Genomic DNA, 15,399 nt, shown 5'->3' on the forward strand with positions numbered 1-15,399 from the left:
CCGGATCCGGAGAACCGGACCCGGCCCGGACGGGTCAGGAAGCCGCGATCGATTCCTTCGCGGCGGCCACGACGTGCTCCGTCGTGAAGCCGAACTCCTTGAACAGCGTCTGGTAGTCGGCCGAGGCACCGAAGTGCTCGATCGAGACGCTGCGGCCCTTGTCGCCGACGATGTCGCGCCAGCTCATGGCGATGCCGGCCTCGACCGACACGCGGGCGGTGACGTCCTTCGGGAGGACCTGGTCCTGGTAGTTCTCCGACTGCTCGCGGAACCACTCGAGGGACGGGGCGCTCACGACGCGGGCGTTGATGCCCTCGGCCTTGAGCTGCTCGCGGGCGTCGACCGCGATCTGGACCTCGGAACCCGTCGCGATGAGGATCACGTCCGGGGTGCCGTTCGGCGCCTCGGCCAGGATGTACGCGCCCTTGGCGACGTTCTTCGCGGAAGCGAAGACCTCACCGGAGGCGTCGCCCTCGCCGCGCTCGAACACGGGGAGGTTCTGGCGGCTCAGCGCGATGCCGGCCGGACGGTCCTTGTGCTTGAGCATCTCGAGCCAGGCGTAGGCGACCTCGGTCGCGTCGGCCGGACGGACGACGTCGAGACCCGGGATCGCACGGAGCGCGCTGAGCTGCTCGATCGGCTGGTGCGTCGGGCCGTCCTCGCCGAGGGCGATGGAGTCGTGGGTCCAGACGTAGATCGCCGGCGCCTTCATGAGGGCGGCGAGACGGACCGCCGGACGCATGTAGTCGCTGAAGATGAGGAACGTGCCGCCGAACGGGCGGGTGTTCCCGTGCAGGACGATGCCGTTGAGGATCGAGCCCATCGCGTGCTCGCGGATGCCGAAGTGCAGCACGCGGCCGTACGGGTCGGTGCTCCAGGTCTTGGTCGACGCCTCGGCCGGACCGAAGGACTTGGCGCCCTCGATCGTGGTCAGGTTCGACTCGGCGAGGTCCGCCGAACCGCCCCAGAACTCGGGCATGAGCGGCGCGATCGCGTTGATGACCTTGCCGGAGGCGGCACGGGTCGACACGGCCTTGTCGGTCGGGAAGACCGGCAGCGCCGCTTCGAGGCCCTCGGGGAGCTCGCCGGCGTTGATGCGGTCGAGGATCGCCTTCTGCTCCGGGTGGGCGGTGGCCCACGCGTCGAAGGTCTGCTGCCACTCGGCGTGCTCGGCCTGGCCCTTGGCGACGGCGCCGCGGGTGTACTCGAGGACCTCGGGGTCGACGTGGAAGGTCTGCTCGGGGTCGAAGCCGAGGACCTCCTTGAGGCCCTTCAGCTCGTCGGCGCCGAGTGCCGAACCGTGGATCTTGCCGGAGTTCTGCTTGGTCGGCGACGGCCAGCCGATGATCGTCTTGAGGACGATGAGCGACGGCTTGTCCGTGACGGCCTTGGCGGCCTCGACGGCGCGGTAGAGCTCCTCGACGTCCTCGGAGTACTCGCCGGTCTTCTTCCAGTCGACGTGCTGGACGTGCCAGCCGAGCGCCTCGTAGCGAGCCGCGACGTCCTCGGAGAAGGCGATGTCGGTGTCGTCCTCGATCGAGATCTGGTTCGAGTCGTAGAAGACGACCAGGCGACCGAGCTGCTGGCGACCGGCGAGGCTGGCGGCCTCGTTCGTGACGCCCTCCTGCATGTCACCGTCGCCGGCGATCACGTAGGTGAAGTGGTCGAAGGGGGACTCGCCGTCGGCGGTCTCCGGGTCGAAGAGGCCGCGCTCGAAGCGCTGCGCGTAGCCGAAGCCGACACCCGAGGCGAGGCCCTGGCCGAGCGGGCCGGTCGTGATCTCGACGCCGTCGGTGTGGCCGTACTCCGGGTGTCCCGGGGTCTTCGAGCCCCACTTGCGGAGGTGCTGGAGGTCCTCGAGCTCGAGGCCGTAGCCGTGCAGGTAGAACTGCACGTACTGCAGGATCGAGGCGTGACCGGCGGAGAGGATGAAGCGGTCGCGGCCGATCCAGGTGGAGTCGCTCGGGTCGCGACGCATCACCTTCTGGAAGAGCAGGTGTGCGAGCGGTGCGAGGCTCATCGCGGTGCCGGGGTGACCGTTGCCGGCGGCCTCGACCGAGTCGGCGGCGAGTACGCGGGCCGTGTCGACGGCCTTCCGGTCGATGGCGTCCCAGGTGAATTCAGCCACTTGGATGTTGACCCTTCATTGATGCGACATGTGCGAGGGCTCGTGCCATCGCACGGACATGATCGCCATCCCGGGGCCGGAGTCGTGCTGCCGTCTCGCGGCGGCCGACCGGCTCATCGCGGCCGACGTCATCGGGGCACGCACTGCGGGAGGGCGACTCCAGCATAGTGACCATGCACTCAGAAGGGGTTCAGGTGACGCGAGTTGTTCACTCGGCGTCCCGGGGTCGTGTCCGCCGGTCGGGCGTGTCGGGGGTCGACTTCGGTCCGGATGGCGGGGCGGGGCATCGTCGCGGCGCCTCGATCACGTAAACTGTCGGTGATCCGTGAGCATTCCGGGTCCGCGCACGCCCCGACGACGACGGAGCCGTCCACCGAGCGTGTGAGCTGACGCGAACAGACTGAGGTTCCCTTGCCGACTGCCACCGTGACCCGGCCCGACACCGATCGACCCCGATCGCCGCTGTCCCGCAAGGTCCGAGCGTACGTCTCGCTGACGAAGCCGCGGGTCATGGAGCTGCTCCTCGTCACCACGGCTCCGACGATGTTCCTCGCCGAGCGCGGGGTGCCCGACCTCTGGCTGGTCTTCTGGACGATGCTCGGCGGCGCGATGTCCGCCGGGTCCGCGTCCGCGTTCAACTGCTACATCGACCGCGACATCGACCGGCTGATGAAGCGCACGAGCACGCGTCCGCTCGTCACCGGTGAGCTCTCCGACCGTGAGGCCCTGGTCTTCTCGTGGGTGCTCGGCATCCTGTCGACCGCGGTGCTCGGGTTCCTCGTGAACTGGCTCGCCGCCACGCTGAGCGTCATCGCGATCCTCATCTACGTGTTCGTCTACACGCTCTGGCTCAAGCGCCGCACCCCGCAGAACATCGTCTGGGGCGGCTCCGCCGGCTGCATGCCCGTGCTCATCGGGTGGGCGGGCGTCACCGGCTCGCTGACCTGGGCCCCGGTCATCCTCTTCATGGTGATCTTCCTCTGGACGCCGCCGCACTACTGGCCGCTCTCGATGAAGTACCGCGACGACTACGACGCCGCCGACGTGCCGATGCTCGCCGTGGTCCGCGGCCGCACGGTCGTCGGCCTGCAGGTCGTGCTGTACGCCTGGGCGACGCTCGTCTGCTCGCTCCTGCTCATCCCGGTCGCCCACATGGGGCCGCTCTACACGGTCGTCGCCCTCGCCGGCGGCATCTGGTTCGTCGTCGAGTCGCACCGCCTGTACTCGCGGGCTATCCAGCACGTCGAGCACGTGCAGCCGATGCGGGTGTTCCACAGCTCGATCACGTACCTGACCCTGCTGTTCATCGCCGTGGGGATCGACCCGCTGCTGCCGCAGGTGTTCACCTTCTAGCCGACGCAGCGCTCCGTGCGGCTGGGTCGGCGTGCGCCGACAGCCGCGCCCGGCGCGGGTGGGTCGGCGCGCGACCCGTCGCAGGCCTGGAGGCGCGTGGCGGCGCCGCACCGCGCCTCCAGGCCGTCTCGTGGGTGCGCCGGGGGCGGGTGCCCCGCCCGGACCGACCCGTTGCGACATCGCGGCTGTCGTACGACGACGAGAGTGTCGCCCGTTGCGGGCGCGCGCTGTTGCGTGCGCCCGCGCGCGACATCGTCGCTGTCGTACGACGTCGGCAGTTTCGCTCCTTGCGCACGCAACGAACGACACCCCACCAGTCGATCGACTCGTGGGGTGTCGGAGACGCGGTGCGAGCGCGGGTCAGGCGTCGGCGCGCAGGGGCTCCCGGACCGCCTGGCGACCGGCGGTGCCGCGCGTGGACAGGGTCAGCACGGTCACGGCACCGACGAGGAGCCCCGCCAGGACCATGTGCGTGCCGACCAGCCCGACCGGCAGGCCCGTGCGCGCCTGGGTGAGTCCGACGGCGATCTGCACGAACTCGACGATCAGCAGCACGAGCGCCCACTTGCTCGACAGGCGGAGCCGGACGGCGCCGACGACGAGCACGAGCGTCAGTGCGAACAGGACGTAGGCCGGCACCGCGTGGACGTGCTGCAGGATCGCCGGGTCGAGGCCCGTGCGGTGCAGGCGACCGCCGTCGACGGCTTCGTCCGCTCCGGCGTGCGGTCCACTGCCGGTCGTGAGGATGCCGACGAGGACGGTGACGACGACGGCGGCGATCGTGCCGCGGACGACGCCGGAGTACCAGGCGGGGACGAGGCGCACCGCGGTGCGCGGGCCGTTCATCGCCCGGTACACGAGGGTGGCGGTGACCGCCGTGAGCCCGGTCGACACGACGAAGTGCAGGCCGACGACGTACGGGTTCAGGTTCGTCAGGACGCTCAGGCCGCCGATGACCGCCTGCACCGGGATGGCTGCGCCCTGGGCGAACGCCAGCCAGAACAGTTCGGGGCGCGTTCGACGCATCCGGACCACGAGCAGGAACATCGCGATGGCCACGACGACGAGCACGAAGGTGAGCAGGCGGTTGCCGAACTCGATGATGCCGTGCACGCCCATCTCCGGCGTCGACACGAGCGAATCCGCCGTGCACTTGGGCCACGTCGGGCATCCGAGGCCCGACGCGGTGAGGCGCACGAGGCCGCCGGTGCCGATCAGCACGACCTCGACGATGAACGACGCCCAGGCGAGGACGACCACACGCTGGTCGACGACGCGGGGGAGCGACCACCACGGTGCGGTCCGGACATCCTGGTCGACGGGGGATCCGACGCGAGTCACGAGGGTGGTGCCTTCCTGTTGTTCCGTCCGGTGAACCTGTAGGATTCGAGGGTTCAGCAGCAGTCAAGTCTAGGCAGGCGCCGGCTCCGAATGAGCCGAGATCGCCGACGGATCCCAGGACTGCGTGGAACCATCGACGTTGCGAGGGAGCAACACCGTGGCCGCCCTGCACGTGAAGATCGTGTCGGCGGTGTGCGGTGGAATGGCGTCCAGACGCCACGGGTTGACGCCCACAGAACGGGTGCGACCCACACGCTGCCGCGAGAAGGAAACGAGGAGACCATGTCCGACGTGCTCATCGACCGTCCCGAGCTCGAAGGGCTCGGGCAATACGAGTTCGGCTGGTCCGACTCCGACACCGCAGGTGCCTCCGCGCGCCGCGGCATCTCGGAAGAGGTCGTCACCGACATCTCGAACCTCAAGAACGAGCCCGAGTGGATGCTCAAGAACCGGCTCAAGGGCCTCCAGCTGTTCGGCCGCAAGCCGATGCCGACCTGGGGTGCCGACCTGACGGGCATCGACTTCGACAACATCAAGTACTTCGTGCGCTCCACCGAGAAGCAGGCGCAGTCGTGGGAGGACCTCCCCGAGGACATCCGCGCCACGTACGAGAAGCTCGGCATCCCCGAGGCCGAGCGCCAGCGCCTCGTCGCCGGTGTCGCCGCGCAGTACGAGTCCGAGGTCGTGTACCACCAGATCCGTGAGGACCTCGAGCAGCAGGGCGTCATCTTCATGGACACCGACACGGCGCTCCGCGAGCACCCCGAGATCTTCGAGGAGTACTTCGGCACCGTGATCCCGGCCGGCGACAACAAGTTCGCCGCGCTGAACACGGCCGTCTGGTCCGGCGGCTCGTTCGTCTACGTCCCGAAGGGCGTCCACGTCGAGATCCCGCTGCAGGCGTACTTCCGCATCAACACCGAGAACATGGGCCAGTTCGAGCGGACCCTGATCATCGCCGACGAGGACTCCTACGTCCACTACATCGAGGGCTGCACCGCCCCGATCTACAAGTCGGACTCGCTGCACTCGGCCGTCGTCGAGATCATCGTGAAGAAGAACGCCCGCGTTCGCTACACGACGATCCAGAACTGGTCGAACAACGTCTACAACCTCGTCACCAAGCGCGCGATCGCGCACGAGGGCGCGACGATGGAGTGGATCGACGGCAACATCGGCTCCAAGGTGACGATGAAGTACCCGTCCATCTACCTCGCCGGTGAGCACGCCAAGGGCGAGACGCTCTCCGTGGCGTTCGCCGGTCCCGGTCAGCACCAGGACGCCGGCGCGAAGATGATCCACATGGCGCCGTACACGACGTCCTCGATCGTCTCGAAGTCGATCGCCCGTGGCGGTGGCCGAGCGGGCTACCGCGGCGAGGTCCGCGTCGATCCGAACGCGCACCACGCGGCGAACACGGTCCGCTGCGATGCGCTCCTCGTCGACACGATCAGCCGGAGCGACACCTACCCGGCGATCGACATCCGCGTCGACGACGTCCAGCTCGGCCACGAGGCCACGGTCTCCCGCGTGAGCGAGGAGCAGCTGTTCTACCTCATGTCCCGCGGCATGCCCGAGGACGAGGCGATGGCGATGATCGTCCGCGGCTTCATCGAGCCGATCGCCCGCGAGCTCCCGATGGAGTACGCACTCGAACTCAACAAGCTCATCGAGATGAGCATGGAAGGATCCGTCGGCTAGATGTCCAGCTCCACCCCTCCCCACATCGACCAGCCGGTCGCGCCGGCCGAGCCCGCTCAGGCCCCCGTCCAGCACGGTGCCGGTGCGCACTCGGACGGCGGCTGGGACGCCCCGAAGGGCAAGGACATCCCCGTCCAGACCCGTTCGGAGCGTCCGCAGTCCGGCGACATCGACGCCTTCCCGACGGTGACCGGCCGCGAGGTGAACTGGAAGTTCGCACCCCTCGCGAAGCTCCAGCCGCTCCTCGACGGTGGTCTCGACGGTTCCGCCTACCCGTTCCTCGCCCGGCAGTCCGACGGCGCCGACGTCGAGTGGGGCCGGAGTGACGACCCCCGCGTCGGCACTGCGGGCCTGCCGGAGGACCGTGCGGCAGCCGCTGCCTGGACCGCTCGTGACGCCGTGCTGGCGATCACGGTCAAGGCCACCGAGTCGCACGAGTTCATCACGCTGACCCGCTCCGACTTCGGCTCGCAGCCCCGCGCCGCCCACACGGTCATCACGGCCGAGGCGAACGCACAGGGCATCGTCGTGCTCGACAACCGCGGCACCGCACTCCTCAGCGAGAACATCGAGATCGTCGTGCAGGACAACGCCCGACTCACGGTCGTCAGCCTGCAGGACTGGGACGACGACGCTGTGCACGTGTCCACGCACTTCGCCGAGGTCGGCCGCGACGCCTTCCTCAAGCACGTCGTGGTCTCGCTCGGCGGTGACGTGATCCGCGTCAACCCGTCCACGCACCTCGGCGCCCAGGGTGCCGACACCGAGATGTACGGCGTGTACTTCGCCGACGCCGGGCAGTACATCGAGCAGCAGGTCTACGTGCACCACGACGCGCCGAACACGCGCGGTCGGGTCAACTACAAGGGCGCGCTGCAGGGGCAGGGTGCGCACACCGTCTGGATCGGCGACGTGCTCATCGGCCGCGCCGGCGACGGCACCGACTCGTACGAGCAGAACCGCAACCTGGTCCTCACCGACGGCACGCGCGCGGACAGCATCCCGAACCTCGAGATCGAGACCGGCAACATCGAGGGTGCCGGTCACGCCAGCGCCACCGGCCGCTTCGACGACGAGCATCTGTTCTACCTGCAGTCCCGCGGCATCCCGGAAGAGGAAGCACGCCGACTGGTCGTGCTCGGCTTCCTGGTCGAGGTGATCCAGAAGATCGGCGCACCCGAGCTCGAGGAGCGCCTCATCGCCGCGGTCGAGCAGGAGCTCGCCGAGGGCCGCACGGTCCTGGCCGCTCCCGCCGAGGGCGCACCGGCGGGAGCCACCTCCTGATGTCGACGAAGGTCTGTGCCGAGGCGGACATCGCGGTGGACAGCCCGATGCGCGCCGTGGTCGACGGCACCGCGGTCGCCATCGTGAAGGACTCCGCGGGCACCGTGCACGCCATCGGCGACACGTGCACCCACGGCGACATCTCCCTCGCCGAGGGCTTCATCGAGGGTGACACGCTGGAGTGCTGGGCCCACGGGTCCCGGTTCTCCCTCGCCACCGGCAAGCCGCAGAACTTCCCGGCGTACGAGCCCGTCCCGGTGTTCCGGGTCGAGGTCCGTGACGGCGAGGTCTACGTCGACGTGCACGACCCCGTCCCGGTCGACTGAGCACCGTCCCCACACACTTCCCGCGGCTGACGCCGCACCACAGCTGCAACCGAAGGAACGCAATGTCCACTCTCGAAATCCGTGACCTCCAGGTCTCGATCGACACCGATCAGGGCACCAAGGAGATCCTCAAGGGCGTCGACCTGACGATCAACGAGGGCGAGATCCACGCGATCATGGGGCCGAACGGCTCCGGCAAGTCCACCCTCGCCTACACGATCGCCGGGCACCCCCGCTACAACGTCGTCGGTGGCTCGATCACCCTCGACGGCGAGGACGTCCTCGCGATGAGCGTCGACGAGCGTGCCCGCGCCGGCATGTTCCTCGCGATGCAGTACCCCGTCGAGATCCCGGGCGTCACGGTGTCGAACTTCCTCCGCACCGCCAAGACGGCGATCGACGGCGAGGCTCCGGCGCTCCGCAGCTGGGTGAAGGACCTCCGCAAGTCGATGTCCGACCTCAAGATGGACTCGGCCTTCGCCGAGCGCAACGTCAACGAGGGCTTCTCCGGCGGCGAGAAGAAGCGCCACGAGATCATGCAGCTCGAGCTCCTCAAGCCGAAGTTCGCCGTCCTCGACGAGACCGACTCCGGCCTCGACGTCGACGCGCTGAAGATCGTCTCCGAGGGCGTCAACCGTGCCAAGGCCTCGACCGGCCTCGGCGTGCTGCTCATCACGCACTACACGCGCATCCTCCGCTACATCAAGCCGGACTTCGTGCACGTGTTCGTCGCGGGCAAGGTCGCCGAGCAGGGCGGCCCCGAGCTGGCCGAGCGCCTCGAGAACGAGGGCTACGACCGCTACGTGCAGGCCGCAGCGGCGGGCAACTGATGATCACGGCACTCGCACCGGACAAGTTCGACGAGGTCGTCGAGGGCCTCAAGGAGGTCCAGGACCCGGAACTCGGCGTCAACATCGTCGACCTCGGGCTCATCTACGACCTCGCCTGGGACGACGAGGCGACCGCACTCGTCATCAGCATGACGCTGACGAGCGCCGGCTGCCCGCTGACCGACGTCATCGAGGGTGACACCGCCAACGCGCTGGACGGCATCGTCGACGCGTTCCGGATCAACTGGGTCTGGATGCCGCCGTGGGGCCCGGAGCGGATCACCGACGACGGGCGCGAGATGATGCGCGCGCTCGGGTTCTCGATCTAGTCGCGACCACACACGGACGGGAGGCGCGGTGCCAGCTGGCACCGCGCCTCCCGTCCGTCCGTGCGCCCCCGGGCGGCGCGGCGCGAGCGAGCCGAATACGTCACGCTCGGTGCCCGCCAGCCGCCTGTTGCGCCCGCTCGGCGCACGCCGGCGGCGTGTTGCGCCCGCTCGGTCCCCGCGCGTTGCGCCCGCTCGGCGCACGCCGGCGGCGCGTTCCGCCCGCTCGGTCCCCGCGCGTTGCGCCCGCTCGGTCCGGGACGTGCCCTCCGCGCGCAGAACGGCCCCGCGCCGGACAGGTGCGGGGCCGTTCTGCGCGTGCGGGTCAGCGGCGGCCGACCAGCTTCCACGCGAGCGGCAGGACGCCCGCAGCGATGAGCGCCTTCGCGACACCGCCCACGATGAAGGGGTACAGGCCCGCGGCGAGGACCGACTGCACGTCGTTCGGGGCGCCGAGCTGCCCGAGGGCGACGGCGAGGTACGGCAGGCCGGTCACGAACGGGATCGCGCTGGCGGCCAGCATCGCCACTGCGGCGCGTCCGACGTGCCGGTCCCAGTTCCGACGGGCGAGCCAGCCGACGAGCCCTGCGGCGGGGATGAACCCGATCACGTAGCCGAAGCTCGGCAGCGCGAGGGCCTGCAGGCCACCCTGCATGTCGGCGAAGAACGGGGCACCGGCGAGACCGGCGACGGCGTACACGAGCAGCGAGAGCATGCCGCGGCGGGCACCGAGGGTCGCACCGACGAGCACGACGGCCAGGGTCTGCCCGGTGATCGGCACCGGCCACATCGGCACCTCGACCTGCGCCATGGCGGCGGTGAACAGCGCGCCTCCGGCGATCAGGGCGGCGTCGGTGGCCAGGCCGTGGGTGCGCAGACGGTCGGCGAGGACTGCGCGGGGAGCGAACCCGGTGGCGTTCGTCATGGATTCTCCTAGAATGGACTGCTGGTCCCGTTCGGGACCATCGGTCCCGTCAGCGTAGCGGTGCACCTCCCGCACACACCGTTGTGCACATCCACCAACTGATTGGACGTCTGCTGTGCTTGCCGTGCACGAACTCGAGATCCGCGTCGGGGCTCGCCTCCTGATGGAGGACGTCTCCTTCCGCGTCGAGAAGGGCGACAAGATCGGACTCGTCGGCCGGAACGGCGCGGGGAAGACCACGATGACCAAGGCGTTGGCGGGGGAGTCCCAGCCCACCGGCGGCAAGATCGAGCGTTCCGGCGAGATCGGCTACCTGCCGCAGGACCCGCGTTCGGGCAACCCCGAGGACACCGCCCGCAAGCGCATCCTCGACGCCCGTGGGCTCGGCGAGCTGGTGGAGGGCATCCGCCAGGCCACGCTCGACATGGCGAGCGACGACCCCGCCGTGGCCGAGAAGGCGATGCGCCGGTACAGCCGCCTCGACGACCAGTTCAACGCCCTCGGCGGGTACGCGGCCGAGGCCGAGGCGGCCTCGATCGCGTCGAACCTCAAGCTGCCGGACCGCATCCTCGACCAGCAGCTGAAGACCCTGTCCGGTGGTCAGCGCCGCCGCATCGAGCTCGCGCGGATCCTGTTCTCGGACGCCGAGACGATGATCCTCGACGAGCCGACCAACCACCTCGACGCCGACTCGGTGGTCTGGCTGCGCGAGCACCTGAAGACGTACCCGGGCGGCGTGATCATCATCTCCCACGACGTCGAACTCGTCGACGAGGTCGTGAACCGCGTCTTCTACCTCGACGCGAACCGCCAGTCGATCGACGTCTACAACATGGGCTGGAAGCTCTACCAGCGGCAGCGCGCCGCCGACGAGGAGCGTCGTCGCAAGGAACGTGCGAACGCCGAGAAGAAGGCCGCCACCCTCAAGGACCAGGCAGCGCGGTTCGGGGCGAAGGCGTCGAAGGCCGCCGCCGCGCACCAGATGGTCGCCCGTGCGGACAAGCTGCTCGCCGGCCTCGAGGACGAGCGCGTCGCCGACCGCGTCGCGAAGCTGCGCTTCCCGACGCCGGTGCCCTGCGGTCGGACGCCGCTGATGGCCGAGGGACTCTCGAAGTCCTACGGGTCGCTCGAGATCTTCGCGGGTGTCGACCTGGCGATCGACCGCGGTTCGCGTGTCGTCATCCTCGGGTTCAACGGCGCCGGCAAGACGACGCTGCTCCGCATCCTCGCGGGCGCGGACAAGCCGGACACGGGTGAGATCCTGCCGGGCCACGGGTTGCGCATCGGCTACTACGCCCAGGAGCACGAGAACATCGACGTCAACCGCACCGTCATCGAGAACATGGTGTCGGCGTCGACGGAGCTCAACGAGACCGAGGCGCGACGTGTGCTCGGCTCGTTCCTGTTCACCGGTGACGACGGCTACAAGAAGGCCGGCGTGCTCTCCGGTGGTGAGAAGACCCGCCTGTCCCTCGCGATGATCGTGGTCTCCGGCGCGAACGTGCTGCTGCTCGACGAGCCGACGAACAACCTCGACCCCGCGTCGCGCGAGGAGATCCTCGGTGCGCTGGCGGGCTACGAGGGTGCCGTGGTGCTCGTCTCGCACGACGCCGGCGCGGTCGAGGCGCTCAACCCGGAGCGTGTCCTGCTGCTGCCGGACGGCACCGAGGACCACTGGAACAAGGACTACGCGGAGCTCATCGAGCTCGCGTGACGCGCGCGGCGCCTCGCGTGACGCGCGTGGTGCGCGTGGTGCGCTGAGTCGGACTGGAGGCGCGTGGCGGGTTCGCCACGCGCCCCCAGTCCGTCCGCTGGGTGCGCCATCGACCGGTGTGGCGGCGCTGGGTCAGCGGCGGGACGCGAGCAGCTCGTCCTCGATCTCGGCGTCCGTCTTCGGCTTGGCGTCCTTGCGGCGCTGTCGCTCGAGGGCGCGCTCGCGCTCTTCCGGGTCGTCCTGGTTGAGGTTCCGGTACTCCTGCACCATCAGGTAGGCGAGGAACCCGAACCCGCCGGCGGCGAACATGAACCACTGGATGAAGTAGCTGAGGTGCAGGCCGGTGTCAGCCGTGGGGCGGTCCCAGCCGAGCGGTCGTGCTTCGGCCGGTGCCGGGGACTCGGAGGCGAGCTGCCCGTACCCGCCGGTGTAGATCGGCGGGTCGACCTTCTTCGCGACGTCGGACAGCGTCACCGACTGCACCTGGTCGGTGTGTGCGGGGTCCGTGCGTCCGGGGATGCGCGGCTCGCTCTGCTGCAGCCGGACGATCGCGGTGACCTCGCCCGACGGCGGAGCGGGGACGTGGTCGGGGGCGTCCTGCCGGTTGCCGGTGGGCACCCAGCCGCGGTCGACGACGAACGCACGGCCGTCGGCGGTGACGAGGGGCGTCAGGACCTCGAACCCGGGCTGCCCGTTGTGCACGCGGTTGCGCACGAGCAGTTGGTCGTCGACGTCGTAGCGGCCGGTGACGCTGACCCGGAGCCAGGTCTTCGAGTCGTCCCAGCTGCCGGCGCTCGGCAGCGCCCGGTCGAGCGGGACCGGGGTGTGCTCGTAGTTCTGCGCGACCTGCTCGTTCTGGCGGACAGCCTCGTTCCGGCGGTCCCACTGCCACATGCCGAACAGCGTGCAGACGATGGCGAACGCGACGGCGATCGCGAAGTAGCCGAGCCAGCGCCGACTGTTGACGAACCGCCAGCCGACGAAGGGCTCGTCCGGGTCGCGGTCGTCGCCGTGCACGCTGCCGGCGTCGTCCGGGCTGGAGCCCGCTGCGCCGTTTCGTCGAGACGCTGCCGCCGCCCGGGCCAGTTTCTGGGCGTGGCGCCGGCCGTACCGGGAGGTCGGGTCGAACTGGTCGTTCACCGACGCTCACCGGCCGCGCGCACACCGACGTCGTTCTTCGGGGTGTCGGCCGGGTCGCGTTCGTCGTCGAGTCGGTCGACGTCCTCGTGCATGCCGGTCACGCGCACCGGGAAGGACCGGGAGCGGAGGTAGTCGGCGAGGAAGTCACGGTGCTCGTCGCACGCGGCCCAGATCTTGACGCGGTCGATCGAGTGGATGCGGGGGTTCCGCCAGTTGATGCGCCACGCAGCCGTCGTGACGCAGCCGGCACGCGAGCAGACCGGGGTCGAGCCCGGCTCGGTGAACAGGTCGAACGTGGCACCCATCAGCGACGGCCCCACACGCGGGACCGGTCACCGTTGCGCTGCCACTCTTCCTGGGCGTGCTGGGCTTCCTCGCGCAGGCGGTCCTGCTCGGCACGGTAGGCCTCGGCCCGGGCGTCCTCCTGCTGTTCGCGGAGGTTCGGGTCGACGGCGTCGTAGAGCTGGATCGAGCCGGCGGGGGAGACCATGTCGCTCTCCTGGTGGTTGCCCGCGTTCGCGATGACGACCGCCACCCAGGGGATCACCCCAGCCAGGACGATCGGGATCACCGCCAGCCAGGTGTGCCACGTGGACCACACCAGGACCGCTCCGACGAAGAAGACCACACGGACTGCCATCTGCCAGACGTAGCGGGACAGGCGGTGCGCGCGATCCTGCTCCGGTGAGTCCGGGAGGGACGTGATGCTGTGCGTCGTCTTCATCCGATGTTCTTTCCTCTGCCCAGGGTCCAGCCTAAGCCCGACCACCGACAGATGTGAGCAGCACGCGGGGGACCGGTGCGGCTATCGGCTCGGGTACGCTCGTCCGGGCGTGTCCGACCGGCCTCTGGCACCGGCGCGCCGTGCACCCCACACCGAACGGAGCGACCATGAGCACCCCCCGTACCGTCCTCATCACCGGCGGCAACCGCGGCATCGGCCGAGCCCTCGCGGAGCGCTTCGTCGCCGACGGCCACCGCGTCGCGGTCACGTCCCGCAGCGGTCAGGGCGGCCCCGAGGGTGCACTCACGGTCCAGGCCGACATCACGGACACCGCCTCGGTGGACGCAGCCTTCACGCAGGTCGAGGCCGAGCTCGGCCCCGTCGAGGTCCTCGTCGCCAACGCCGGCGTGACGAACGACCAGCTGCTGCTCCGCATGTCCGAGGAGGACTTCACGAGCGTCATCGACACCAACCTCACCGGCACCTTCCGGGTCGTCAAGCGCGCCACGAAGGGCATGATGAAGGCGAAGTTCGGCCGCATCGTGCTCATGTCGAGCGTCGTGGGTGCCTACGGTCAGGTCGGCCAGGTCAACTACGCGTCGTCGAAGGCCGCCCTGGTCGGGATGGCCCGCTCGATCACCCGGGAGCTCGGTTCGCGCGGCATCACCGCGAACGTCGTCGCCCCGGGCTTCATCCAGACCGACATGACGGCGGCGTTGCCCGAGGAACTGCAGGCCGAGTTCAAGAAGCAGATCCCCGCGGCCCGCTACGGCACCGTCGACGACGTCGCGGACGCCACGCTGTTCCTGGCCGGCGACGGCGCGGGCTACATCTCCGGCGCGGTCGTGCCGGTCGACGGCGGCCTCGGCATGGGGCACTGACCACGCCGCTGCGGTGGCGCTAGCCGCGCAGCCCGAGGGTCGCCAGCACGGCGGACAGGTCGCGGTCCACGACCGCGACGTCCGCCTGCTCACGGACGCGCGGTTTCGCGTCGAACGCCACCGACAGGGCGGCGACGCGCATCATCTCGAGGTCGTTCGCGCCGTCGCCGACCGCGACGGTGCGGGCGAGCGGGACGCCGTCGACGGCTGCCCACTCGCGGAGCGCGTCGGCCTTCGCGTGCGCGTCCACCACGTCGCCGAGGACGCGTCCGGTCAGGACGCCGTCCCGCACCTCGAGCCGGTTGGCGCGGCAGTGGTCGAGTCCCAGCCGCTCGGCGAACGGGTCGAGGACCTCGTGGAAGCCACCGGACACGACCCCCACGGTCCCGCCGGCGTCGTGCACGCCACGGACCAGCTGGTCAGCGCCCCGCGTCACACGGACCGCGTCCTGTGCGCGGCGGAAGACGTCGGCCTGGAGGCCCGCCAGGGTCGCGACACGCTCCCGGAGGCTCTCCGCGAAGTCGATCTCGCCGCGCATGGCGCGCTCCGTGATCGCGGCGACCTGCGGCCGGGTCCCGGCGGTGTCCGCCAGGAGTTCGATGACCTCGTCCTCGAGGAGCGTGGAATCGGCATCGAGGACGACGAGGAAGCGTGGCACGCACCAACGGTACCGACTGTCGGAGGCGCGGCTCGTCCGTGTGACGTCAGCCGCGCCTCCAGGCCGGA

At 69.8% G+C, this 15,399-nt stretch carries 14 protein-coding genes and 1 pseudogene; 8 read left to right on the forward strand and 7 right to left on the reverse strand.

The annotated features are described in order from the left end of the window. Window positions 1–34: 34 nt before the first annotated feature. A complete protein-coding gene (gene tkt / locus BLT36_RS14890; protein WP_092096297.1) occupies window positions 35–2,128 on the reverse strand; it encodes a transketolase in 2,094 nt (697 codons plus the stop codon). Between the two features lie 426 nt (window positions 2,129–2,554). Between tkt and BLT36_RS14895 the strand changes: the two genes are divergently transcribed. Then, window positions 2,555–3,481, forward strand: a complete 927-nt coding sequence (locus BLT36_RS14895; protein WP_092096299.1) for a heme o synthase — start codon at window positions 2,555–2,557, stop codon at window positions 3,479–3,481. 360 nt (window positions 3,482–3,841) lie between these two features. Here BLT36_RS14895 and BLT36_RS14900 read toward each other — a convergent pair whose 3' ends face one another. After that, the gene (locus BLT36_RS14900; protein WP_092096300.1) at window positions 3,842–4,822 is read right to left on the reverse strand and encodes a COX15/CtaA family protein; all 981 of its coding nucleotides are present in this window, start codon (window positions 4,820–4,822) and stop codon (window positions 3,842–3,844) included. Between the two features lie 282 nt (window positions 4,823–5,104). Between BLT36_RS14900 and sufB the strand changes: the two genes are divergently transcribed. From sufB to BLT36_RS14925, 5 genes are all read left to right on the forward strand, one after another. Then, a complete protein-coding gene (sufB, locus tag BLT36_RS14905) occupies window positions 5,105–6,523 on the forward strand; it encodes a Fe-S cluster assembly protein SufB (protein ID WP_092096302.1) in 1,419 nt (472 codons plus the stop codon). Then, the gene (sufD, locus tag BLT36_RS14910) at window positions 6,524–7,807 is read left to right on the forward strand and encodes a Fe-S cluster assembly protein SufD (RefSeq protein ID WP_175529665.1); all 1,284 of its coding nucleotides are present in this window, start codon (window positions 6,524–6,526) and stop codon (window positions 7,805–7,807) included. After that, on the forward strand, window positions 7,807–8,133 hold the full coding sequence (locus tag BLT36_RS14915) for a non-heme iron oxygenase ferredoxin subunit (RefSeq protein ID WP_092096304.1): 327 nt from the start codon (window positions 7,807–7,809) through the stop codon (window positions 8,131–8,133). Before sufD ends, BLT36_RS14915 begins: the two co-directional genes overlap by 1 nt. 62 nt (window positions 8,134–8,195) lie before the next feature. Next, window positions 8,196–8,963 (forward strand): Fe-S cluster assembly ATPase SufC, encoded by a 768-nt coding sequence (sufC, locus tag BLT36_RS14920; RefSeq protein WP_092096305.1) that lies wholly within the window; start codon window positions 8,196–8,198, stop codon window positions 8,961–8,963. Next, window positions 8,963–9,292: a metal-sulfur cluster assembly factor gene (locus BLT36_RS14925; protein ID WP_071293993.1), complete on the forward strand. Its 330-nt coding sequence runs from the start codon at window positions 8,963–8,965 to the stop codon at window positions 9,290–9,292. The genes sufC and BLT36_RS14925 overlap by 1 nt, the downstream gene beginning before the upstream one ends. A gap of 322 nt (window positions 9,293–9,614) precedes the next feature. Here the strand turns inward: BLT36_RS14925 and BLT36_RS14930 are convergent, their stop codons facing one another. Then, window positions 9,615–10,214, reverse strand: coding sequence for a biotin transporter BioY (locus tag BLT36_RS14930; protein ID WP_092096307.1), 600 nt, complete (start codon window positions 10,212–10,214; stop codon window positions 9,615–9,617). Between the two features lie 115 nt (window positions 10,215–10,329). Here BLT36_RS14930 and BLT36_RS14935 point away from each other — a divergent pair, with 115 nt between their 5' ends. Beyond that, on the forward strand, window positions 10,330–11,928 hold the full coding sequence (locus tag BLT36_RS14935) for an ABC-F family ATP-binding cassette domain-containing protein (protein ID WP_092096309.1): 1,599 nt from the start codon (window positions 10,330–10,332) through the stop codon (window positions 11,926–11,928). A gap of 132 nt (window positions 11,929–12,060) precedes the next feature. On the opposite strand, the gene BLT36_RS14940 is transcribed toward BLT36_RS14935, so the two are convergent. From BLT36_RS14940 to BLT36_RS14950, 3 genes and pseudogenes are all read right to left on the reverse strand, one after another. Further along, window positions 12,061–13,068 (reverse strand): SURF1 family cytochrome oxidase biogenesis protein, encoded by a 1,008-nt coding sequence (locus BLT36_RS14940; RefSeq protein ID WP_092096311.1) that lies wholly within the window; start codon window positions 13,066–13,068, stop codon window positions 12,061–12,063. A 98-nt stretch (window positions 13,069–13,166) separates the two neighbouring features. Then, window positions 13,167–13,373: pseudogene (locus BLT36_RS14945) on the reverse strand (hypothetical protein); the annotation flags it as partial. Next, a complete protein-coding gene (locus tag BLT36_RS14950) occupies window positions 13,373–13,792 on the reverse strand; it encodes a DUF3099 domain-containing protein (RefSeq protein WP_092096312.1) in 420 nt (139 codons plus the stop codon). The pseudogene BLT36_RS14945 and the gene BLT36_RS14950, both read right to left, overlap by 1 nt. A gap of 167 nt (window positions 13,793–13,959) precedes the next feature. On the opposite strand from BLT36_RS14950, the gene fabG reads away from it, so the two are divergent. Beyond that, window positions 13,960–14,673, forward strand: coding sequence for a 3-oxoacyl-ACP reductase FabG (fabG, locus tag BLT36_RS14955; RefSeq protein WP_092096314.1), 714 nt, complete (start codon window positions 13,960–13,962; stop codon window positions 14,671–14,673). A 19-nt stretch (window positions 14,674–14,692) separates the two neighbouring features. On the opposite strand, the gene serB is transcribed toward fabG, so the two are convergent. Beyond that, window positions 14,693–15,331: a phosphoserine phosphatase SerB gene (serB, locus tag BLT36_RS14960; RefSeq protein ID WP_092096315.1), complete on the reverse strand. Its 639-nt coding sequence runs from the start codon at window positions 15,329–15,331 to the stop codon at window positions 14,693–14,695. Window positions 15,332–15,399 lie beyond the last annotated feature (68 nt).

The organism is Curtobacterium sp. UNCCL20 (assembly GCF_900101675.1).
GTDB lineage: Bacteria > Actinomycetota > Actinomycetes > Actinomycetales > Microbacteriaceae > Curtobacterium.